Source organism: Micromonospora sp. NBC_00898 (genome assembly GCF_045207895.1).
Lineage (GTDB): Bacteria > Actinomycetota > Actinomycetes > Mycobacteriales > Micromonosporaceae > Micromonospora.
Genome location: NZ_CP108775.1, coordinates 3,894,418 through 3,916,303 on the forward strand (window position 1 = coordinate 3,894,418; position 21,886 = coordinate 3,916,303).

General features: G+C 73.0%; 16 protein-coding genes. 9 read left to right on the forward strand and 7 right to left on the reverse strand.

Annotated elements, in window-relative coordinates; all coding sequences use genetic code 11:
• The first annotated feature begins 26 nt into the window (after positions 1 to 26).
• Positions 27 to 1,622: a tetratricopeptide repeat protein gene (locus tag OG799_RS19035; protein WP_406036524.1), complete on the forward strand. Its 1,596-nt coding sequence runs from the start codon at positions 27 to 29 to the stop codon at positions 1,620 to 1,622.
• A gap of 5 nt (positions 1,623 to 1,627) precedes the next feature.
• On the opposite strand, the gene OG799_RS19040 is transcribed toward OG799_RS19035, so the two are convergent.
• Positions 1,628 to 3,130: an ATP-binding protein gene (locus tag OG799_RS19040; protein WP_406046328.1), complete on the reverse strand. Its 1,503-nt coding sequence runs from the start codon at positions 3,128 to 3,130 to the stop codon at positions 1,628 to 1,630.
• Between the two features lie 47 nt (positions 3,131 to 3,177).
• Positions 3,178 to 3,834 carry a response regulator transcription factor gene (locus tag OG799_RS19045; protein WP_406036525.1) on the reverse strand — a complete coding sequence of 219 codons (657 nt, stop codon included), beginning with the start codon at positions 3,832 to 3,834 and terminating at the stop codon, positions 3,178 to 3,180.
• Between the two features lie 97 nt (positions 3,835 to 3,931).
• Between OG799_RS19045 and OG799_RS19050 the strand changes: the two genes are divergently transcribed.
• Positions 3,932 to 5,068, forward strand: coding sequence for a LolA family protein (locus OG799_RS19050; protein WP_406036526.1), 1,137 nt, complete (start codon positions 3,932 to 3,934; stop codon positions 5,066 to 5,068).
• Between the two features lie 459 nt (positions 5,069 to 5,527).
• A complete protein-coding gene (locus OG799_RS19055; protein ID WP_406046329.1) occupies positions 5,528 to 7,747 on the forward strand; it encodes a HelD family protein in 2,220 nt (739 codons plus the stop codon).
• 119 nt (positions 7,748 to 7,866) lie between these two features.
• On the opposite strand, the gene OG799_RS19060 is transcribed toward OG799_RS19055, so the two are convergent.
• Positions 7,867 to 8,289 carry a hypothetical protein gene (locus tag OG799_RS19060; RefSeq protein ID WP_406036527.1) on the reverse strand — a complete coding sequence of 141 codons (423 nt, stop codon included), beginning with the start codon at positions 8,287 to 8,289 and terminating at the stop codon, positions 7,867 to 7,869.
• Between the two features lie 185 nt (positions 8,290 to 8,474).
• Here OG799_RS19060 and OG799_RS19065 point away from each other — a divergent pair, with 185 nt between their 5' ends.
• Both OG799_RS19065 and OG799_RS19070 read left to right on the forward strand, forming a co-directional pair.
• Entirely contained in the window at positions 8,475 to 10,517 is a 2,043-nt protein-coding gene (locus OG799_RS19065; RefSeq protein WP_406036528.1) for a glycerophosphodiester phosphodiesterase family protein, read from the forward strand.
• Between the two features lie 220 nt (positions 10,518 to 10,737).
• Complete coding sequence (locus OG799_RS19070; protein WP_406046330.1) at positions 10,738 to 11,076, forward strand: hypothetical protein; 339 nt, start codon at positions 10,738 to 10,740, stop codon at positions 11,074 to 11,076.
• 64 nt (positions 11,077 to 11,140) lie between these two features.
• Here OG799_RS19070 and OG799_RS19075 read toward each other — a convergent pair whose 3' ends face one another.
• The 3 genes from OG799_RS19075 to OG799_RS19085 all read right to left on the reverse strand — a co-directional run bounded on the left by OG799_RS19075 (position 11,141) and on the right by OG799_RS19085 (position 14,999).
• Positions 11,141 to 12,094, reverse strand: a complete 954-nt coding sequence (locus tag OG799_RS19075; protein ID WP_406036529.1) for a sporulation protein — start codon at positions 12,092 to 12,094, stop codon at positions 11,141 to 11,143.
• Between the two features lie 95 nt (positions 12,095 to 12,189).
• The gene (locus OG799_RS19080; RefSeq protein WP_406036530.1) at positions 12,190 to 12,966 is read right to left on the reverse strand and encodes a DeoR/GlpR family DNA-binding transcription regulator; all 777 of its coding nucleotides are present in this window, start codon (positions 12,964 to 12,966) and stop codon (positions 12,190 to 12,192) included.
• A gap of 38 nt (positions 12,967 to 13,004) precedes the next feature.
• The gene (locus tag OG799_RS19085; RefSeq protein ID WP_406036531.1) at positions 13,005 to 14,999 is read right to left on the reverse strand and encodes a beta-galactosidase; all 1,995 of its coding nucleotides are present in this window, start codon (positions 14,997 to 14,999) and stop codon (positions 13,005 to 13,007) included.
• Positions 15,000 to 15,280: 281 nt separating this feature from the next.
• Between OG799_RS19085 and OG799_RS19090 the strand changes: the two genes are divergently transcribed.
• The 4 genes from OG799_RS19090 (at position 15,281) to OG799_RS19105 (ending at position 20,884) form a co-directional block, all read left to right on the forward strand.
• Entirely contained in the window at positions 15,281 to 16,612 is a 1,332-nt protein-coding gene (locus OG799_RS19090; RefSeq protein WP_406036532.1) for an ABC transporter substrate-binding protein, read from the forward strand.
• Between the two features lie 21 nt (positions 16,613 to 16,633).
• Complete coding sequence (locus tag OG799_RS19095; RefSeq protein WP_406036533.1) at positions 16,634 to 17,590, forward strand: carbohydrate ABC transporter permease; 957 nt, start codon at positions 16,634 to 16,636, stop codon at positions 17,588 to 17,590.
• Positions 17,587 to 18,498 carry a carbohydrate ABC transporter permease gene (locus tag OG799_RS19100; RefSeq protein WP_406036534.1) on the forward strand — a complete coding sequence of 304 codons (912 nt, stop codon included), beginning with the start codon at positions 17,587 to 17,589 and terminating at the stop codon, positions 18,496 to 18,498. Before OG799_RS19095 ends, OG799_RS19100 begins: the two co-directional genes overlap by 4 nt.
• 166 nt (positions 18,499 to 18,664) lie before the next feature.
• Entirely contained in the window at positions 18,665 to 20,884 is a 2,220-nt protein-coding gene (locus OG799_RS19105; protein WP_406036535.1) for an alpha-galactosidase, read from the forward strand.
• Here OG799_RS19105 and OG799_RS19110 read toward each other — a convergent pair.
• Positions 20,868 to 21,833, reverse strand: a complete 966-nt coding sequence (locus OG799_RS19110) for a PLP-dependent cysteine synthase family protein (protein ID WP_406036536.1) — start codon at positions 21,831 to 21,833, stop codon at positions 20,868 to 20,870. The two genes, OG799_RS19105 and OG799_RS19110, sit on opposite strands and share 17 nt — an antisense overlap.
• Between the last annotated feature and the right edge of the window lie 53 nt (positions 21,834 to 21,886).

Sequence of the window (21,886 nt, forward strand, 5' to 3'; positions counted from 1 at the left end):
CCGTCGCCGGCCGGCCACGATGGGGCGTGTCCTCCGGCTTCGGCGACCTGACCGTCCAGGCGCACCACCTGGTGTCCGCCGGCGACCTGGCCGGCGCCCAGCGACTGCTCGCCGACGCGCTGACCGACGCCGATCCCCGACCGGCCAACGCCTCCCCCGAGCTGGCCGACGCCGCCGGGCTCCAGGCGCGGGTGCTGGTCGCGCTCGGCGAGCCGCACTCCGCTCGCGGCTGGGCCGCCTTCGCGTACGCGGCGGCCACCCGGCTGTACGGCCGCGCCGACGAGCGGACGATCACCGCCGCCGCCACCCTGGCCGCGGTGCTGCACCGGGTCGGCAGCGACGCCCGGGCCGCCCGGCTCTACTCCGACGTCATCATCGAGCTCACCGCCCGCGACGGACCCGAGTCGATGCGGGTGCTGGCCGCCCACGCCGACCTGGCCACCGTGGAGTACGCCCGCGGCCAGTGCGAGGTGGCCCGGGACCGGCTGCAGGACGCCTGGGAGCTGCACCGCGAGGTGTACGGCGACGACCATCCGAGCGGGATCAAGATGCTGGCCAAGCTCGGCGCGATGGAACGCGACTGCGGCCGGCACGCCGACTCGCACGAGCACCTGACGCTCGCCGAGGAGCTGTGCCGGGCCCACCTGGCCGCCGACGACCCGCTCGCCGCACAGGTGGCCGCCCTCTCCCGGGCGGCGGCCGACTCCGACCACGTCTGCGCCGCACCGGCGCCGGTCGCCCGTGAGGCGCCCGTGCCGCCGGCCGCCCACGGGGCGCCCGTCGTGCCGGCCGCCCGGGTGCCGCCGGCCGCCGAGGGACCACCCGAACCACCGCCGTACCAGCCGCCCGAGCAGCCGCTCTACCACCCGCCGGACCGGACGGCGGCGGCCCCGACCGTGCCCACGCCACGGCTCCCGCCGGAGGCCGGCCCCGACCCGTTCGGCGAGCCGAGCACCGACGACGACTGGTGGCCGCCGGAGGAGCACCTCGACGAGCTGTACCGGGCCGGGGAGAGCACGCTGCCCCCGACGGTGGTCGGTCTCGCCGACGGCGAGCCGGACGGCGTCCGCCGGGTCCCCCGGGCCGCCGAGCCGGAACCGCCGTCGCGGTACCTCCCGGTGCACGTGCCCCGGCAGCCCGCGCCCGAGCCACGCGCCACCCGCTGGCTGCCGCTCGCCGCTGCCGGCGTGGTCGTGGTGCTGCTCGGCACCGGGGCGGTCATCGCCGGAGTGTCCAGAATGGACGGCGGACGCCACGCCCCACCTTCCCCGGCGGCCACCACCGGCGCTCCGGCCGGCGGCTCACCGACCCCGACCACCGCCACGCCCCGCGCCGCGCCGCCCGCCTCCCCCGGCACCCCACCCGGCGCGGTACGGCTGACGGACCGGCGGGACAGCATCGCCCTGAGCTGGACGTACCCGCCGGGCGCGGAGGGACCGGTGGTCATCGCCGGTGGCCGGGCCGGCGCGGGGCAGCACACCTTCGAGCAGCTGCCCGCCGGCACCGACAGCTACATCGCCTACGGCCTCAGCCGGACCACCGACTACTGCTTCACCGTCGCGCTGGTCTGGTCCACCGACACGGTGGCCCGGGCCGAGCCGGTCTGCACCCACCGCGGCTGACCCGCTCAGCCGGCGTCCGGCTCGACCAGCGCCGGCAGCCGCACGACCACCCGCAGCCCCGGTCCGCCGCCGGACCCGACACCCACCGGCGCGTCGGCGTCGGCGAGCTCCACGGTGCCGCCGCAACGGCGGACCAGCTCGCGGACGATGGCCAGTCCCAGACCAGCGCCGCCGACGTCCCGCGCCCGGGCGTCGTCGAGCCGGGTGAACCGGTCGAAGACCCGCTCCCGGTCGGCCGCCGGGATGCCCGGCCCGTCGTCCGTCACGGTCACCAGGTGGTACGCGCCCGGGCCCGGTGCCGCGCGTTGGGCGGGGGCGGTCGTCACCCGGACGGCGTGCGTCACCAGGTCGGCGGTCCTGACCTCGGCCGGCGTGAGCCGGCCGGCCGGCGGGACCGGACCGTCGGGGTGGTGCGGGCCGGTGACGGTCAGGGTGACCCGGGAGTGGGCGTGCCGAACGGCGTTCTCCACCAGGTTGGTGACGATCCGGTGCAGCTCGTCCGGCTCCCCCTCGATCCACAGCGGCGCGGCCGGCGGCACCAGCTCCACCGGCGGGGACGGGTACCGCCCGGCCACCCCCCGCAGCAGCTCGCCCAGCTCCACCGGCCCGACCGTGCGCCGCACGGGGCCGCCCCCGGCGCCGGCCGCCTCGTCCAGCCGGGCCAGCAGCAGCAGGTCGTCGACGAGCCGGGCCAGCCGCTCGGTGTCGGCGAGCAGGCTCTCCGCCACCGCCGGCCAGTCCGTCCGGTCCGCGAGGCGCCGGGCCACCTCCAGCTCCGTACGCATGGTGGTCAGCGGGCTGCGCAGCTCGTGCGCGGCGTCGGCGACGAACGCCCGTTGCCGGTCGCGGGCCGACTCCAACCGGTCCAGCATGTCGTTGAGGGTCACCGCCAACCGGTGGATCTCGTCCCGGGCCGCCGGTACGGGCAGCCGGCCCGCCCGGGCGCGCCCGGTGATCTCGGCGGCCCCGCTGCGCAGCGCCTCGACCGGGCGCAGGGTCGCGCCGACCACCCGCCACGCGACCACGGCCAACCCGGCCACCAGCAGCGGGAAGCCGACCAGCAGCAGGGTGCGAACGACGTCCAGGCTGTGCCGCACGTCCGCCATCGACTTGCCGACCAGCACGGTGAGCGGCTCCCCCGGCGGCCCGGCCGGCACGGTCACCACCCGGACCGGGCCGGCGAGGCCGAGCCGCTCCCCGCCCACCACCAGCCGCTGCCGGACTCCCGGTTCGAGCTGGTCCGGTCGGAGCATCGGGGTCAGCCGATCGGCGTCGATCGAGGCGGCACGGACCCGGCCCTGGGCGTCGACCACCTGCACCCGGAGCTGGCCGCCGGCCACCGGCAGCGGGTCGGGCAGGACGTCCTCCGTGGCGAGCAGCGCGACCGCGTCCGCCGTCCGCAGCGCCTCGGCGTCGACCGTGCGCTGGAGGGTCCAGCCGAGCGCGCCGAGCAGGAGTGCCCCGCCCAGCGCCAGGCCTACGGTCAGCCCGAGCACCCCGATCGCGATCAGCCGCGTCCGCAGGCCGAGGTCCGGCAGCAGCCGGCGCGGGCGGCTCATGTGGTGAGCCGGTAGCCGGCGCCGCGGACCGTCTCCAGGCGCTCCCGACCGATCTTGCGGCGCAGGTAGCCGACGTAGACCTCGACGGCGTTCGGCGCGGTCTCCAGGCTGGCGTCCCAGACGTGGTCGAGCAGTTCGGTCTTGGAGACCACCTCGCCGGGGCGGCGCATCAGGTAGTCGAGCAGGGCGTACTCGCGGGTGGTCAGGGCGACCTCGACGTCGGCCCGGGTCACCCGGCGCCGCGCCGGGTCCAGCCGCAGGTCGCCCACCGCGAGCACGGCGGGCCGTTCCGGCGCGCCGCGGCGCAGCAGCGCCCGCAGCCGGGCCAGCAGCACCACGTACGAGAAGGGCTTGGTGAGGTAGTCGTCGGCGCCGCAGTCCAGCCCGTCGGCCTGGTCGTACTCCCCGTCCTTGGCCGACAGCATCAGCACCGGCAACCAGTGCTCCTCGGCCCGCAGCCGGCGGACCACCTCGTACCCGGAGAGGCCGGGCAGCATCACGTCGAGGATCATCGCATCGTAGTCGCCGTGCCGGGCGGCGGCCAGGCCGGCCGGGCCGGTGGGCGCCACGTCCACCGCGAAGCCCTCGGCCTGCAGGCCGCGCTGCAACGCCGCCGCCAGCCGCGACTCGTCCTCCACCACCAGCAACCGCACGTCCCCAAGGGTGCCACCCGGGCGACACCCCGTAGGGGATCTCCTCAGCGCCCTCACAGCCGCCAGGGTGCAGCATGGCGGTCAGGAGGTATCCACCATGTCCGTACTGAAGAACCGCGCCGTGCTGCGCTGGCTGGTCCCGGTGACCGCGGGGGTCGCCGTGATCGGTGGCGGGGCCGCCGTCGGCACGTTCGCCGCCGGGGCCGACCCGGCCCTGCCGCCCCGCACCGCCGCGCAGCTCCTGGTCGACCTGCAGACGTCCCGCCTCGACGGGCTCTCCGGCACCGTGGTGCAGCGGGCCGACCTGGGCCTGCCGGCGCTGGCCAACCTCGCCGGCCTGGCCGGCGGCAACGAACTGACCACCCTGCTGACCGGCACCCACACCCTGCGGGTCTGGTACTCCGGCGAGGAGCGCCAGCGGGTCGCGCTACTCGACACCCTCGGCGAGCGGGACCTGATCCGCGACGGCCGGGACGTCTGGTCCTGGGACAGCCGGACCAACACCGCGACGCACCGCACCCTGCCGGCGGAGCACAGCGCGCCGCCGGCGGTGCCGGCCACGCCGGCCGAGGCCGCCGACCGGGCGCTCGCCGCGGTCGACCCGACCACCGCGGTCACCGTCGGCCGGTCCGCCCGGGTCGCCGGGCGCGACGCGTACGAGCTGGTGCTCACCCCGCGCGACGCGGACTCCCTGGTGCACCAGGTGCGGATCGCCCTCGACGCGAAGGAGCACGTGCCGCTGCGGTTCGAGGTGCTCGCCGACGGCGCCGACAAGCCGGCCTTCGAGGTGGCTTTCACCCAGGTCGACTTCCGGCGGCCGGAGGCCGACCAGTTCCGGTTCAACCCGCCGCCGGGCGGGACCGTGAAGGAGGAGGCCGCCGGCAAGGCACTGCCGGGCGGGAAGGCCCTGCCGGACGGCAGGACCGGACACCGGCCGGACGGCACCGACGTGCGTACCGTCGGCACGGGCTGGACCACGGTGCTGGTCGCGCGGCTCGACGCGGCCGGGCTGCCCGCCGGCGCCAAGGCCGGTGGGGCGAAGGCGGGCGACCCGGCGGTGGGCGGCGCGGACCAGGTGGCGGGGCTACTCGCGGCGGTGCCGAAGGTGAGCGGCGACTGGGGCAGCGGCCGGCTGCTGACCGGGAAGCTGTTCAGCGTGCTGCTCACCGACGACGGCCGGGTGCTGGCCGGCCTGGTCACCCCGGAGCGGCTGTACCAGGCCGCACGGAGCTGATCTGACAAAGCGGTGCCCGGACGGCGATGCCGTCCGGGCACCGGCTGCTTCTCATCCTCCTGCCGAGGCGTTTCCTCCACGAACTACCGGTCTGCGAGGTGATCCCCGCTCGTGACCAGGGCCGGCACGCTGGACTGGCTCACCTACCAGCAGCCTCGGGCTCGACTCTGCGGAGATCGGTGCCCGCTCGTGACGAGCCCCGCTGTGGCCGCGCCGGTCAGGCTCCAGGTATCGCGGGAGTGGCAGGGCGCGGCGGTGTGACCTGGGCGCGGGCGGCCGGGCGGGCTTGGTCTGGCGGCTCGCCACGCGGTATCTTTCTCAGTTCAAACACAAAAAGGAACGGCCGCACAGGCCATTCCTTGTGCCGATTTTAGCTTATGAGGAGCCGGCTTGTCAACGCACTCCACCGGTGAGCTGCACCAGGACGACGAGATCGGTCGCGAGCAGGAGTACGTCTCGATGCTCTACGGCCGGCTGGACGGCATGCGCGACCAAGCCGCCCGCCGGCTCGCCGAGGAGCTGCGCACCACCGGCGGCACGCTGCAGGCCCGCTCCCAGCGCGACTCCGCCGTCCAGATGTACGCCGACCAGGTCGAGCAGTACTCGGCGGTGGAGAACGGCCTCTGCTTCGGCCGCCTCGACGGCGACGACGACTCGGCCCGCTACATCGGCCGGATCGGCATCTTCGACACCAGCGGCGACTACGACCCGCTGCTGATGGACTGGCGGGCGCCCGCCGCGCGGGCCTTCTACCTGGCCACCGCCGCCAACGCGCAGGGCGTACGCCGGCGGCGGCACCTGCGCACCCGGCAGCGGAAGGTGACCGGGCTCAACGACGAGGTGCTCGACCTCGCCACCGCCTCCCCCACCGCGCACGAGGAACTGACCGGCGAGGCGTCGCTGCTCGCCGCGCTCAACGCCGGCCGGACCGGCCGGATGCGCGACATCGTCGAGACCATCCAGGCCGAGCAGGACCGGATCATCCGCGCCGACCTGCCCGGGGTGCTGGTCGTCCAGGGCGGCCCGGGCACCGGCAAGACCGCGGTCGCGCTGCACCGGGCCGCGTACCTGCTCTACACCCACCGCCAGCAGCTTGCCAGCCGCGGCGTTCTGCTGGTCGGCCCGAACGCCACCTTCCTGCGCTACATCTCCCAGGTGCTGCCGGCACTGGCCGAGACGGGTGTGCTGCTGCGTACCCCGGCGGACCTCTTCCCCGGGGTGAGCGCCCGGCGGACCGAGTCGGCGCAGAGGGCGGCGCTCAAGGGCCGGTCGGTGATGACCGAGGTGCTCGCCGCCGCGGTCCGCGACCGGCAGTGGGTGCCCGACGAGCCGCTGGAGATCGAACTGCCGCAGCGGGAGGTCCTCACCCTCGACCCGGAGACCGTCCGGGAGGCCCGGGAGCGGGTCCGCCGCTCCGGCCGGCCGCACAACCTGGCCCGCGCGCAGTTCGACATCGAGATCGTGCACGCGCTCGCCGGCCAGGTCGCCGAGCGAATCGGCGCCGACCCACTGGGCGGGGAGAACCTGCTCTCCGAGGCCGACCTGGCCGAGATCCGCCGCGAACTGCGCGAGGAGCCGGAGGTCCGGGCCACGCTGGACGAACTCTGGCCGGTGCTCACCCCGCAGCGGCTGCTCGCCGACCTGTACGCCTCGCCGGAGCGGATCGCCACCGCCGCCCCGATGCTCACCGCCGCGGAGCGGGCCTCGCTGCACCGGGAGCTCGGCGGCTGGACCCCGGCCGACGTGCCGCTCCTCGACGAGGCGGCCGAACTGCTCGGCGAGGACGAGCGCGCCGCCGCGTCCCGCCGGGAGCGGATCCGCGCCTTCGAGCGGGAGTACGCCGAGGGCGTGCTGGAGATCTGGCGGGGTTCCCGCTCGATCGACGTCGAGGACGAGGCGGACGGCGGCGAGATCCTCGGCGTCACCGACCTGATCGACGCCGACCGGCTGTCGGAGCGGCAGGAAGAGTCCGAGCGGCTGACCACGGCGCAGCGGGCCGCCGCCGACCGCAGCTGGGCGTTCGGCCACGTCATCGTCGACGAGGCGCAGGAGCTGTCGCCGATGGCGTGGCGGCTGCTGATGCGCCGCTGCCCCAGCCGGTCGATGACGATCGTCGGGGACGTGGCGCAGACCGGCGCCCTGTCCGGCACGCCGTCGTGGCAGGAGGCGCTGGAGCCGTACGTGGCGCGGCGCTGGCGGCTGGAGGAGCTGACCGTCAGCTACCGCACCCCGGCCGAGATCATGACCGTCGCCGCCGAGGTGCTCGCCGAGATCGACCCGGCGCTACGCCCGCCCCGCTCGGTGCGCGCCAGCGGCGTGCCGCCGTGGGACCGTACCGTCGCCCCGGACAGGCTCGCCGCCGCGCTGGTCGAGGCGACCACGCGGGAGACCGCCGGGCTCGACGACGGCCGGCTCGGGGTGATCGTGCCGGCCGGTCGGGTGGACGAGCTGGGCGCCGCGGTCACCGCCGCGCTGCCGGAGGCCGCGGTCGGCGAGCAGCCGGAGCTGGAGAACCGGGTGGTGGTGCTGACCGTCGGGCAGGCCAAGGGGCTGGAGTTCGACTCGGTGCTGGTGGTGGATCCGGAGCGGATCGTGGCCGAGTCACCGCGCGGGCACAGCGACCTCTACGTCGCCCTCACCAGGGCCACCCAGCGCCTCGGCATCCTCCGAGCCGCCTGACCCGTCCACTCCGTACGCCGGCGGCTTGGGACGGCTCGGGCACGATCGTGGCTGGGTAGCGGGAGTGGTGACCTTCCCTCGACGGGAGGCCACCACTTCCACCATGGAGCGCGGTCCTGTCAGCCCGGGTTGGCTCCCTCGTCGGTGAAGTTGCCGACCTGGCTGCCGCTGGCGGACTTGTCACTGGTCGAGCCGCCCGCCGGGGTGCTCAGGCCACCCGTGGTGGCGTCCCCCGTGGTGGTCGGCGCCACCTTGCCACGGTGCCGCTCCGGCTGCCGGGCGACCCGTCGGGCGCTGGCCGGGCCGGCGGTGCCGCCGGTCGTGGTGATCGCCCCCTGGCCACGGGTCGGGCCGCCGTCGCGCAGCACGTTCGGGTCGATCCGGGTGTGGGCCGGGTCGTCGGGGTCCTCGTCCTGGATGACCCGCAGCACGTCGGTCTGCGGCACGGTGACCTCGTCGAGCACGCCCTCGCCGTACACGCCGCCGGCGACCCGTTCCTCGGCCCGGCGCGCGGCGTCCTGCCGCATGTCGTCCTCACGCACGTCAACCACCTCGCAGCTGTGTCGGATCGTGCTGCGTGCCCGTCGACCGGCCGGCCAAACCCCCGGACGCGGGTCGTCCCCCGGGGTTCACCGGCGCGACTCCCGCCGCTCGCCCGCCCGCCGTCCCGGCTGCCCATGCTGACCGGCGGGTTGGCGGGAGCCGCCCGCCCCCGAAGGGAAGAAGCGTGCGAGCCGTACGCCGTACCGCCATCGCCGCCCTCGTGGCGGCGACCGTGACCACCGGCCTCCCGGCCCCCGCCGAGGCGGCCCCGCGGCCGGGACCGACCTTCGACCTCCAAGCCCACCGCGGCGGCCTGGGGCTGCGGGTGGAGAACAGCCTCGCCTCGTTCGGCAACGCCCTCCAGCTCGGGGTGAGCACCCTCGAACTGGACGTCCAGATCACCGGCGACGGGCAGGCCGTGATCACCCACGACCGGAAGGTCAGCGGCGCCAAGTGCGTCGACACCGCACCGGTGACGCCGGGCGACCCGAAGTTCCCGTACGTCGGGAAGTACGTCAACACGCTCACCCTGGCCCAGGTGCGCACCTTGGACTGCGGGTCGAAGACCCTGCCCGACAAGCCCGGCCAGCTTGCCGTGCCCGGGGCCCGGATGCCGCTGCTGCGGGAGGTCCTCGCGCTGGTCAAGCGCTACCGCGCAGACGACGTGAAGCTCAACGTGGAGACCAAGGTGGAGGCCGGCGCGCCGACCGAGACCGCGCCGCGCGAGCAGTTCGTGCAGGTCACCGCTCGGGAGATCCGCGACGCCGGAATGCTGAAGCAGGTGACCATCCAGAGCTTCGACTGGGGCGCGCTGATGCGGATGCGCCAGGTGGAGCCGCGGCTGCCCCTGGTGGCCCTCACCAACTACGACTTCCTCCAGGTGGGCCAGCCGGGCTCGTCGCCGTGGCTGGGCGGGCTGGACATCGACGACTTCGACGGGGACCCGATCGCGGCGATCCGCAGCTTCGGCGCGTCCGCGTTCTCCCCGGTGCACGGATTTCCGCAGAACGGCACGGCCACCGACCCCGGCTACCGGCCGTACGTGACGAAGGAGATGGTGACGCGCGCGCACCGCAACGGGATCAAGGTGATCCCATGGACGGTGGACGACGTGCCGACCATGACGAAGCTGATCGACGACGGCGTGGACGGCCTCATCACCGACTACCCCGACCGGCTGCGCGGGCTGCTCGCCGCGCCCGGCTACCGGCTCCCCCGGGCGTACGCGTCGCCGTTCGACATCCAGGCCCACCGGGGCGGCCGGTCCACCCGGCCGGAGAACACCCTGCCCGCGTTCGCGAACGCCCTGCGGAACCCGGCCATCTCGACCCTGGAGCTGGACACCGGGGTGACCGCCGACGGGCACCTGGTGGTGCTGCACGACCGGGCGATCAACGGCTCGCACTGCCTGGACACCGCCCCGGTGCGGCCGGGCGACCCGACGTACCCGTACGTCGGGAAGCTGGTGCACGAGCTGACCCTGGCTCAGATCAAGACGATCGACTGCGGGTCGAAGACGCTGGCGGAGTTCCCCGAGCAGGTGGCCGTGCCAGGTGGCCGGATCCCCACCCTCGACGAGGTCTTCGCGCTGGTGAAGGCGAGCGGCCGGGACGACGTCCGAATGAACATCGAGACGAAGATCAGCCCGCTGGTGGCGGACACCGAGCCGTACCCGAGCTTCACCCGCAAGCTGGTCGACGCGATCGAGGGGGCCGGCTTCACCCGGCGGGCCACCATCCAGTCCTTCGACTGGCGCACCATCCGCTACGCCCACCGGCTGAACCCGCGCATCGACACGGTCGCCCTGGTCTGGCAGTACGGCCCGGCCGAGTGCGCCGGCCTCGCCGACGAGTGCTCGCTGCGCGCCGTGTACGACGACCCGGCGGTCAAGAGCCCATGGACCGGCGGCCTGGACTGGTGGCAGCACCAGGACCTGGGTGAGCTGGTCCGGCGGTCGGGCGCGACCACGGTGTCGGCGAACTGGCAGGTGCACGACCCGGCGCAGGGCACGTTGGCCTCGGCCGACTGGTACCTGCGGGAGAACCCGGCGTACTTCCACGGGCCGGACGTCCGCACCCTGCGGGGTCGGTACGGGCTGACCGTGGTGCCGTACACCGTCGACGACCCGAAGGTGATGCAGCGGGTCATCGACCTCGGCGTGGACGGGATCATCACCGACGACCCGGAGCTGCTGATCTCCGTCGCCGTCCGCAACGGCCTGCGCTGAGGCCGACCTGACCGGGCCCCGGAGGGACGACATCCGGTCGCCGGTCGGTGTTACCTCTCCGGGGCCACGGGTAGTCGGAGGATGCCCGCGCCATGAACGCGAACCGTGCCGTGGCCGAAACGCGGTAGCGGGGCGAGGGACAGCAGAGAACGACTCATCGCATCCTGAGGAGGACCAGATGAGCACGCAGGCTGCATCCACCAGGCCCATGAACCGGCCGATGCAGGAAGCGCAGAACCGCGCGGCCATGCAGGAGACCCCGACCCGCCAGATGCCGACGATGCAGGGGGACGGTCACCGGGAGCGGATGCCGTCACCGGGCACGGAGACGAAGCAGTCGTTCCTGACCACCGAGTTCTGGATCTACGCCGCAGCGGTCGTGGTCGTCGTGATCGCCGCGTTCTGGCGCGGCTCCGCCACCAACGGGCTGAACATCAACAACCCGGCACAGGCGTGGTGGTACCTGACGATCCTGACCGGCGGATATCTGCTGAGCCGTGGTCTGGCCAAGGCCGGCACCGCGCGCCGCTCGGGTGCGGAGCGTCGCGCCCGGCAGTGAGTGAGCGACACCTGAGAACGACGGTGGCCCCGGGAGAGCACCCGGGCCACCGTCGTCGGTCGTCCTACTCGAAGTCCCCGCCGAAGTCACCGAAGTCGCCCTCGAAGGCATCCCCGATCAGCTCACCGGCGACGAGGCCGCCGGCCACACCCAGCGCGGTGCCCGCCACCACGCCACCCATCCCGTGCCCCCGGCCATGACCGTGGCCGTGCGGCGTGCCGAATCCGTGCGCGCGCAGGTTGCCGTAGCGGGAGGTGGTCTCCCGCAGCCAGCCGTCGACCACCTGGACCCAGTCGGTCCGGTCGGCGTCGGCGTGCGGGACGGCGTACCGGCCGACGGCGTCGTGGCCGGCGCTGAGGAAGCCGCCGCGCTTGTCACACTCCAGGATCACCTCGACGCCCCGCTGGCTGGTCACGAAGCTCAGCTCGACCTCGGTGACCGTGCGGGCGTACTGCGGCGCGGCGAAGAACTCGATCTCCTGGTAGAACGGCAGCGTCTGCTGCACCCCGCGGATGTGGCCGCGTTCCAGGTCGGCATGCTTGAAGCGGAAGCCGAGCGCCTGGAAGGCGTCGAGGATCCGCTCGTGGATCGGCAGCGGGTGCACCGCCACATGATCCAGGTCGGTCTTGTCCACCGCCCGGGCCACCGCCAGCTCGGTACGCAGCCCCATGGTCATGCCGTGCAGGCGCTGGCCGTACACGTCGGTCACCGGGGTCTCCCACGGCACGGGAAGCTGGAACGGGATGGCGAGCTGCTGCTTCGGGGCCAGCTCCAGCCGGCCGCTCACCGCCATCCGGTGGAACTCCATGATGCCGGCGTACTCGGAATCGCCGCCCTCGATCTCGACCCGGGTGACCAGGCCGACGGTGATCTGCTCGATGCTGGCCGGCGCGTCCCCGCCGACGAGGTTGACGTGCCCGTCGAGGGTGAGCCCGGGTCGGGTGTTCGGGTTGGTCAGCACGGTGTCGACGCTGGGGCCGCCCACGCCGAACGCGCTCAACATCTTCTTGAAGACCATCGGTCACTCCCGCGGGACGGCGCTCCACGGTGGAGCGTCGGACGCTTGCTCAGGGCACCCTAACCCGGGCGGCTGTGAAGTGCCTGTGAACTCGGTCAGTCGCCGTCGACGACGATCAGCTCGCCGACCTGTTCGCCGATCTGCCGGCGCCCCTCCGGCGGCAGCTTCCCGTCGCTGATCAGCACGTCCGCGTCGTCCAGCGGGGCGATCGTGGCGATGCCGATCGTCTCCCACTTGGTGTGGTCGGCGAGCACCACGAGGCGGCGGGCGGAGCTGATCAGCCGCCGGTTGACCGCCGCCTCCAGCAGGTTGGGGGTGGTGAACCCGGTGCGCGGGCTCATCCCGTGCACGCCGAGGAAGAGCAGGTCGACGTTGAGGGCGGCGATCGCCGCCTCGGCCACCGGCCCGGTCAGCGCGTCCGACGGGGTACGGATGCCGCCGGTCAGCACCACGGTCTGGTCGGCGCGCGGGTTCTGGTAGAGCGCGTCGGCGACCGGGATCGAGTTGGTGACCACGGTCAGGCCGCGGACGTCGGCCAGCCGGGCGGCCAGGGCGGCGGTGGTGGTGCCGGCGGAGAGGGCGATGGCCATGCCCGGCTCGACCATCGCGGCGGCCCGTTCGGCGATGGCCCGCTTCTCGGCCTGCTGGCGGATCGACTTCGCGGCGAAGCCGGGTTCCTCGGCGGACCCGGGCCCGGCCAGGGTCGCGCCGCCGTGGACCTTGTCGACCAGTCCCCGCTCGGCGAGCACCTCGAGGTCCCGCCGGATCGTCATGTCCGACACCCCGAAGCGGCTGACCAGGTGGCTGACCCGCACGCCGCCGTGCTGCCGGATCAGCTCCAGGATGGCGCTCTGCCGTTGCTGGGCGAGCATGGGACCTCCTTCGGGCGGACGGGGAACGGTGGTGGGGATCAGGCGACGTGTTCCTCGCGGACCACGGCCACCTCACCCGCCGGTACGACCAGCTCGCCGTCGCAGCGGCCGCCGCCGAGCAGCTCGGTGCCGGTCACCGGGAGCCGGGCGTCGGTGTCGGTGTGGTTGATGACGAAGAGCCAGCTCCGGTCGGCGTCGCGGCGTCGGACCACCTCGACTCCGGGCGGGGCGGCCACCGGCGGGCGGGCGCCGGACTCGGCGAGCAGCCGGGCCACGAGCCGGTCGGTGGCCGTCTCGTCGAGCCGGGTGCCGACGTACCAGGCGGTGCCGGCGCCGACGGTGTGCCGGGTCAGCGCGGCCACGCCGGGCAGCGGCCCGTCGGCGTACGAGGCGAGCACCTCCGCCCCGTCGGCGTGCAGCCACTCGGTCCACACGTCGGCGGTGGAGCCGTCGTCGAGGGTCACCCGCTCTCCCGCGCGGAGCGGGAAGAACTCCTCGGTACGGATGCCGAGCAACTCACGGAACGCCCCGGGGTAGCCGCCGAGCCGGATGTGGTCGTGCTCGTCGACGATCCCGCTGAAGTAGGTGACCAGCGCGGTCCCGCCGGCGGAGACGTACCGGTGCAGGCCGTCGGCGTCGGCGTCGCGGACCAGGTAGAGGGTGGGCGCCAGGACCAGCTTGTAGCCGGACAGGTCGGCTGACGGGTGCACCACGTCGGCGGTGACCCCGGCCCGCCAGAGCGCGCCGTGCAGGGCGGCGAGCCGGTCGGCGTAGGTGACGTCGACGCTGGGGTGCGAGTCGAGCTCCGCCCCCCACCAGGCCTCGTAGTCGAAGAGGATCGCCACGTCGGCATCGACCCGGCTGCCACATACCTCGGCGAGGGCGGCGAGGTCGGCGCCGAGCCGGCAGACCTCGCGGAACACCTTGGTCTCCGGGCCGGCGTGCGGGACCAGCGCGGAGTGGAACTTCTCGGCGCCGGCCCGGGAGGCCCGCCACTGGAAGAAGAGCACCCCGTCGGCGCCGCGGGCGACGTGGGCGAGGCTGTTGCGGCGCAGCTGGCCGGGGGTCTTGGCGACGTTGCGCGGCTGCCAGTTGACGGCGCTGGTGGAGTGTTCCATCAGCAGCCACGGGTCGCCGCCGGCGAGGCCGCGGGTGTGGTCGGCGGCGAGCGCCAGGTCGACCTGCGGCTGCGGGTCGGCGGCGGTGAGGTAGTGGTCGTTGGAGACCAGGTCCACGTCGGACGCCCAGGAGTGGTAGTCCAGGTACTTGATGCCGGTGCCGATCATGAAGTTCGTGGTGACCGGCTGGGGGGCCAGCCGGGTGAGCAGCTCCCGCTCGGCGCGGAGCTGGGCCCGCTGCTCGTCGGAGGAGAAGCGCAGGAAGTCCAGCTGCTGGGTGGGGTTGGCGAAGGTCGGCGCGCTCCGCGGCGGGTTGATCTCGGCCCAGTCGTGGTAGCGCTGGCTCCAGAAGGCGGTACCCCAGGCGGCGTTCAACGCGTCGAGGTCGCCGTAGCGCTCGCGCAGCCAACGGCGGAACGCGTCGGCGCTGACGTCGCAGTAGCAGTGCACGTTGTGGCAGCCCAGCTCGTTGGAGACGTGCCACATGACCACGGCCGGGTGATCGGCGTACCGGCGGGCGACGGCCTCGACCAGGGCGAGCGAACGCTCCCGGAAGATGGGCGAGCTGGGGCAGTACGCCTGCCGGCCGCCCGGCCAGAGGATCGCGCCGTCAACGCGGCGGGGCAACGTCTCCGGGTGCCGATGGGCCAGCCACGGCGGCGGGCTGGCGGTGGCGGTGGCCAGGTCGACGCGGATCCCCCCGTCGTGCAGCACGTCGAGGGCCCGGTCCAGCCAGCCGAACTCGAACTCGCCGGGGCGGGGCTCCAGCAGCGCCCAGGAGAAGATCCCGACCGAGACGAGGTTGACCCCGGCCCGGCGCATCAGCGCGACGTCCTCGCCCCAGGTCTGCTCGGGCCACTGCTCCGGGTTGTAGTCGGCCCCGTACCAGATGCCCTCGCCGTGCCAGTTCCGCATGAGAGCAGAGCGTGCCCCCCCGAGACCACTCAAGTCAACACTTTCCAACATCGACTCGAATTCCAACGTTTACCTTGCCTCAGCCGTGTCACGACTGGGTTATCAGTGCCCGCACACCCTCTTGACAGCGCCGAACCAAGGGGTAGCTTCAGTCGCCACCGGCTGTTTGTGTTCGGACATGTGGGTTCACGGTGGATCTACTACCCGGCCGCACGAACACCGATCCCCGCCACCACTCACGGCCCTTGGGCGCAGCGCACCTCTTCCACGCAGGAGGCACAATGTCCCGTCCCCGATCGCAAGCCGAGTACCTCGCCCGACTCGTACCCCCGTCCGTCGCCGGCCTGAACCGCCGCTCGCTGCTCGCCGGCGCGGCCGGCACCGGCGCGCTGCTCGGCACGGGACTGCTCGCCGGCTGCGGCGACTCCGACTCGGGCTCCGGGTCGGGCTCCAAGACGGTCTCGGTCGGCTCCAACCAGTCGGACCCGAAGCCGAAGGACGTCATCGCCAAGGTGATGGCCGGCTTCCAGACCGCGTCCGGCATCCAGCCCGCGATCAACACGGTCGACCACAACACGTTCCAGGAGAACATCAACAACTACCTGCAGGGCAAGCCGGACGACGTGTTCATGTGGTTCGCCGGCTACCGGATGCGGTTCTTCGCCGCCAAGGGCCTGGCCGGTGACGTCAGCGACGTCTGGGGCAAGCTCTCCGGCTACTCCGACGCGTTCAAGAAGGCGTCCACCGGGGACGACGGCAAGCAGTACTTCGTGCCGTCGTCGTATTACCCGTGGGCGGTCTTCTACCGCAAGTCCGTCTGGCAGCAGCACGGCTACCAGGTGCCGAAGACGCTCGACGAGCTGAACACCCTCGGCGCCCAGATGAAGAAGGACGGCCTGAACCCGATCGCCTTCGCCGACAAGGACGGCTGGCCGGCGATGGGCACCTTCGACATCCTCAACCTGCGGATCAACGGCTACCAGTTCCACATCGACCTGATGGCCGGCAAGGAGGCGTGGACCTCCGACAAGGTGAAGAAGGTCTTCGACACCTGGGCCGGTCTGCTGCCGATCCACCAGCCGGACGCCCTGGGGCGTACCTGGCAGGAGGCCGCCCAGTCGTTGCAGCAGAAGAAGAGCGGCATGTACCTGCTCGGCCTCTTCGTCGCCCAGCAGTTCAACAACGACGAGCAGGACGACCTGGACTTCTTCACCTTCCCGGAGGTCGACTCGACGATCGGGGCGAAGGCCCTGGACGCGCCGATCGACGGTTACATGATGGCCCGCAAGCCGAAGTCCGAGGCCAACGCGAAGAAGCTGCTGGAGTACGTCGGCTCGAAGGACGCCGCGAACATCACGGTGAAGAATGACCCCAGCACCCTGGTCGCCAACACCGGCGCGGACACCAGCGGCTACACGGCGCTGCAGAAGAAGGCTGCCGAACTCGTCGGCTCGGCGACCGAGATCGCCCAGTTCCTCGACCGGGACACCCGGCCGGACTTCGCCTCCACGGTGATGATCCCGGCGTTGCAGCAGTTCATCAAGAACCCGAAGGACATCGGCGGGCTGCTGACCAGCGTCGAGAACCAGAAGAAGTCGATCTTCACCGACTGACGGCGAGAGGGGAAGGACATCATGTCCGACCTGCCCCTGATCCAAGCGGATCGCGCCGTGCCGCCGCCGGCCGCGACCACCTCCACGGGTGGTCGTGGCCGCCGGCTACGGCTCCTGTCCCGCACCGACCGCGTGGTGATCACGCTGATGGTGCTCGTACCCCTGCTGCTCGTCGTCGGTCTGGTCTGGCTGCCGGCGGTGGCCACCGTGCTGCTCTCCGGCACCAACTGGGACGGCATCGGCCCCCTGAGCGAGATCGACTGGGTCGGCCTGAAGAACTACGACGACGTGGTGAACATCTACCCGCCGTTCGTGCCCGCGGTGCAGAACAACCTGCTCTGGCTGGCCGCGCTCTTCGTGGTGGCGACGCCGTTCGGCATGTTCCTGGCCGTGCTGCTGGACAAGGAGCTGCGCGGCGGCCGGTTCTACCAGACCGCGCTCTACCTGCCGGTGGTGCTCTCGCTGGCGCTGATCGGCTTCGTCTGGCAGCTCATCTACAGCCGCGACCAGGGCCTGCTCAACGCCGTGCTCGGCACCCAGACCGACTGGTACGGCGACTCGAACGTCAACATCTGGGCGGTGCTCTTCGCCGCCGGCTGGCGCCACGTCGGCTACATCATGCTGCTCTACCTGGCCGGCCTGAAGGGCGTCGACCCGTCGCTTCGCGAGGCCGCGGCGGTGGACGGCTCCTCGGAGACCAGCACCTTCTTCCGGGTGGTCTTCCCGGTGATGCGGCCGATCAACATCATCGTGCTGGTGGTGACGGTGATCGAGTCGCTTCGCGCGTTCGACCTGGTCTGGGTGATCAACAAGGGTCGCAACGGGCTGGAGCTGATCTCCGCGTTGGTGACGTCCAACGTGGTGGGTGAGGCCAGCCGGATCGGCTTCGGGTCCGCGCTGGCGACCATCATGCTGGTCGTCTCCCTGGTCTTCATCACCCTCTACCTGACCACCGTGATGCGGGAGGACCGGAGATGAGCGCGGCGACCCTCACCCGTGAGCCCGCGGCCGCCGCGCCGGCCGGGCGCCGCCGGCCGTTGCGGCCCGCCCGGGTGGTGCTGCACCTCTTCCTGGGTACGGTGGCCGTCGGCTGGCTCTTCCCGATCCTCTGGGCGGTGCTGACCTCGCTACGGTCGTACGACTACACCGCCAGCCACGGCTACGTGTCCTTCGGCGGCTGGACCTTCGACAACTACGTCACCGCGTGGCAGACCGCCGAGTTCGGCAAGCACTTCCTCAACTCGGTGTACATCACCGTGCCGGCGGTGCTGCTGACCCTCTTCCTGGCCTCCTGCGTGGCGTTCGTGATCGCCCGGTTCAGCTGGAAGCTCAACATCGTCCTGCTCGGGCTCTTCACGGCGGCGAACCTGCTGCCGCAGCAGGCCCTGCTGATCCCGCTGTTCCGGCTCTTCACCGAGGTGCCGCTGCCGGAGTTCATGAGCGACTCGGAGCTGCTCTACGACAGCTACTGGGGGCTGATCCTGGTCAACGTCGCCTTCCAGTGCGGCTTCTGCGTCTTCGTGCTGAGCAACTACATGAAGGCCCTGCCGCACGAATTGTACGAGGCGGCGATGGTCGACGGGGCGAGCGTGTGGCGGCAGTACTGGCAGGTGACCATGCCGCTGTGCCGGCCGGCCCTGGCCGCGCTGGCCACCCTCGAGGTGACCTGGATCTACAACGAGTTCTTCTGGGCCACCGTGCTGATGCGCACCGGCGACAAGTTCCCGGTGACCAGCTCGCTGAACAACCTGCGCGGCGAGTTCTTCACCGACAACAACCTGGTCTCGGCCGGCTCGGTGCTGGTCGCGATCCCCACCCTGGTGATCTTCTTCCTGTTGCAAAAGCAGTTCGTCCGGGGCCTGACGCTGGGCGCCTCGAAGGGCTGAAGTCCCCGGGGCCGGTCACCGGCTCCCGGGCCCACTGAACATTTCGGGGAGTTATGTCTGTCAGGAATAAATATGCCTGACAGGCATATCGCTCCCCGCGGTTCGGCCGCCCGGTCCCGTCACGGATGGTGACGGAGACCGGCGCGCCCTCACGGAGAGATGAGCCATGACGATTCCGACCGTCGTCCACCTGCGCCGGGGACGGACCAGCCTGGTGCTCGACGCGCGCGGCCCGGGGCTGCCCCGGGTCGCGCACTGGGGTGCCGACCTCGGCCCGCTGCCCGCCGACGACCTGCCGGCCCTGGTCGACGCCACCATCCCGCCGGTGGTGCCGAGCAGCTTCGACGCGCCGACCGTGCTGTCCCTGCTGCCCGAGGCGAGTGCCGGCTGGAGCGGTCGCCCCGGCCTGGCCGGCCACCGCGACGGGCGGGACTGGTCGACCGCCTTCCGCCTCGACCGGCTCGACGTCGCCGACGGCGGCCCGGACCCGAGCCGCGTGGCCCAGGGTGGCGACGTGGTGGGCGTATCCGAAGCGGACGGTGCCCACGACGGACCCGGCTCGGCGCGGGTCACCGTGCGGGCGTCGGACCCGGGCGCCGCCCTGTCGCTGACCATCGAGATCACGTTGGACGCGCACGGCCTGCTGACGGTCCGGCACCGGCTGCGCAACGACGGCGACGCCGCCTACGAGGTGCGGGAGCTGACCGCGGTGCTGCCGGTGCCGGCGGTCGCCACCGAACTGCTCGACCTGACCGGCCGCTGGTGCCGGGAACGCGCGCCGCAGCGGCACCCGTGGTCGATGGGCGCCTGGGTGCGGGAGGGCCGGCACGGGCGGACCGGGCACGACGCGACGCTGCTGCTGGTCGCCGGCACCGCCGGCTTCGGCTTCGGCCACGGCGAGGTCTGGGCGGTGCACACCGCGTGGAGCGGCGACCACGTCACCGTCGCCGAGCGCCGCCCCACCGGCGAGTCCACCCTCGGCGGCGGCGAACTGCTCGCCCCCGGCGAGATCCTGCTCGCCCCCGGCGAGGAGTACGCCACTCCCCTGCTCTACGCCGTCCACTCGACCACCGGGCTGGACGGGCTCAGCGACGTGCTGCACACCCACCTGCGGGCCCGCCCGCAGCACCCGCGCACCCCCCGGCCGGTCACCCTCAACGTCTGGGAGGCCGTCTACTTCGACCACGACCTGGACCGGCTTACGAGCCTCGCCGACCGGGCCGCCGAGGTGGGCGTGGAACGCTTCGTGCTCGACGACGGCTGGTTCCGGGGCCGCCGGCACGACCGGGCCGGCCTGGGCGACTGGTGGGTCGACGACGACGTCTGGCCGGACGGGCTGCAACCGCTGATCGACCACGTCCGCGAGCACGGCATGCAGTTCGGGCTCTGGGTCGAGCCGGAGATGGTCAACCCGGACTCCGACCTGTTCCGCGCCCACCCGGACTGGGTGCTCCAGGCGCCCGGCCGGCTGCCGCCGGAGTGGCGGCACCAGCAGGTGCTCGACCTGGCGCACCCGGACGCGTACGCCCACCTGCTGGCGCGGCTGGACGCGGTGCTCAAGGAGCACGACGGGATCGCGTACCTGAAGTGGGACCACAACCGCGACCTCACCGAGGCCGGGCACGCCGGCCGGCCCGGGGTGCACGGGCAGATCGTGGCGGTCTACCGGCTCCTCGACGAGCTGCGCGCCCGGCACCCCGGCGTGGAGATCGAGAGCTGCTCGGGGGGCGGGGCGCGGGTCGACCTGGAGATCCTGCGGCGCACCGACCGGGTCTGGGCCAGCGACTGCAACGACGCCTTGGAGCGGCTGGCCATCCAGCGCTGGACCGGGCTGCTGCTGCCGCCCGAGCTGGTCGGCACCCACATCGGACCGTCCCGGTCGCACACCACGCACCGGGTGCACGACCTGGGGTTCCGCGCCACCACCGCGCTCTTCGGCCACCACGGCATCGAGTGGGACATCAGCGCGATCAGCGCCGAGGAGCGGGCCGAGCTGGCCGCGTGGGTCGCGCTGCACAAGCGGCTCCGCCCGCTGCTGCACGCCGGCCGGGTGGCCAGGGTCGACCACTCCGACCCGGCCGTCCAGGCGCACGGCGTGGTCGCCCACGACCGCTCCCGGGCGGTGTACGCGGTCTCCCGGCTGGCGACGTCGGTCGCCCAGGTCCCCGGCCCGGTCCGCCTGCCGGGCCTCGACCCCGGCCGCCGGTACGGGGTGCGCCCGGCGGCCGGGATGCCGGAGCCGGCGGTGCTGCAGATGACCGAGCCGGGCTGGCTGGCCGGCGGCGGGGTGACGTTGAGCGGGGCGGTGCTGGGTACGGTCGGGCTCCAGATGCCGGCCCTGCACCCCGAGCAGGCGCTGCTGCTGGAGGTCACCCAGGCCGGCTGACCGCGTCGCGGGTCGGCTCGGGACGTCGGTAGAAGGTGCTCAGGTACTTCAGGCCGGAGTCCACCAGCAGCGTCACGATGCTCGCCCCCGGCCCCAACCGCTCTCCGACCCGGATCGCCGCGACGACGTTCGCGCCCGACGACGTCCCCGCGAAGAGCCCTTCTTCGCGGGCCAGCCGTCGGGCCATGGCCTCGGCGTCGGCCGTGGTGACCGGGACGATCTCTTCCACAACGCCGGGCTCCCACATCGGCGGGTGGTAGCCGATCCCGATGCCCTCGATCCGGTGGGCGCCCTTCCCACCGCCCGACAGCACTGCCGACTCGGCCGGCTCGACCGCGACGATCTGGACACGGGGATCGTGGCGGGTCAGCACCGTCGCCACACCGCGCAGGGAGGCCGCGGTGCCGATCGACTGGACGAACGCGTCGATCCGCTGACCGGTCTGGTCCCAGATCTCCTCGCCCAGCGGGTGGTAGCCCGCGATGCTGTCGGTGTTGTGGAGCTGGTCGGTCCAGTAGGCGCCCGGCTCCTCGCTCATGCCGCGGGCGGCCGCGATCATGTCTTCGATGAGTTGCGTGGTGATCAGCCCGCCCGCGCTGGGCACGAGCGTCACCTCGGCACCCAGCGCCGCCATCTGCGCCAGCTTGTCCTCGCTGAACGCGTCGGAGCTGACGACCCGGAAGCGGTAGCCCTTCGCGGCACACACCAGGGCGAGCGACGCGCCGGTACTGCCGCCGGTGTACTCCACGACGGTGCCGCCGGGCCGGAGCCTGCCGTCGCCTTCGGCTCCGGCGATCATCGCCTGCGCCATCCGGTCCTTCATGCTGCCGGTCGGGTTCTGCCCCTCCACCTTCACGAGGATCCGGGCGCAGCCCGGCGGCACCACCCGGCGCAGTTCCACCAGCGAGGTGTTTCCGATCGTCGCCAGGACGTCGCGACCGACACCCATGTCCGTTTCTCCTCTCCACTCCGGGCCCGCGGCAGCGGCCCGGGCCGGTCGGG

Bases quoted from the DNA above. Each gene is read 5' to 3' on its own strand.
- OG799_RS19050 (WP_406036526.1), top strand. From the start codon at position 3,932: ATGTCCGTACTGAAGAACCGCGCCGTGCTGCGCTGGCTGGTCCCGGTG.
- OG799_RS19075 (WP_406036529.1), bottom strand. From the start codon at position 12,094: ATGGTCTTCAAGAAGATGTTGAGCGCGTTCGGCGTGGGCGGCCCCAGC.
- OG799_RS19055 (WP_406046329.1), top strand. From the start codon at position 5,528: ATGCTCTACGGCCGGCTGGACGGCATGCGCGACCAAGCCGCCCGCCGG.
- OG799_RS19105 (WP_406036535.1), top strand. From the start codon at position 18,665: ATGACGATTCCGACCGTCGTCCACCTGCGCCGGGGACGGACCAGCCTG.
- OG799_RS19085 (WP_406036531.1), bottom strand. From the start codon at position 14,999: ATGCGGAACTGGCACGGCGAGGGCATCTGGTACGGGGCCGACTACAAC.
- OG799_RS19090 (WP_406036532.1), top strand. From the start codon at position 15,281: ATGTCCCGTCCCCGATCGCAAGCCGAGTACCTCGCCCGACTCGTACCC.
- OG799_RS19095 (WP_406036533.1), top strand. From the start codon at position 16,634: ATGTCCGACCTGCCCCTGATCCAAGCGGATCGCGCCGTGCCGCCGCCG.
- OG799_RS19080 (WP_406036530.1), bottom strand. From the start codon at position 12,966: ATGCTCGCCCAGCAACGGCAGAGCGCCATCCTGGAGCTGATCCGGCAG.
- OG799_RS19110 (WP_406036536.1), bottom strand. From the start codon at position 21,833: ATGGGTGTCGGTCGCGACGTCCTGGCGACGATCGGAAACACCTCGCTG.
- OG799_RS19100 (WP_406036534.1), top strand. From the start codon at position 17,587: ATGAGCGCGGCGACCCTCACCCGTGAGCCCGCGGCCGCCGCGCCGGCC.
- OG799_RS19070 (WP_406046330.1), top strand. From the start codon at position 10,738: ATGCAGGAAGCGCAGAACCGCGCGGCCATGCAGGAGACCCCGACCCGC.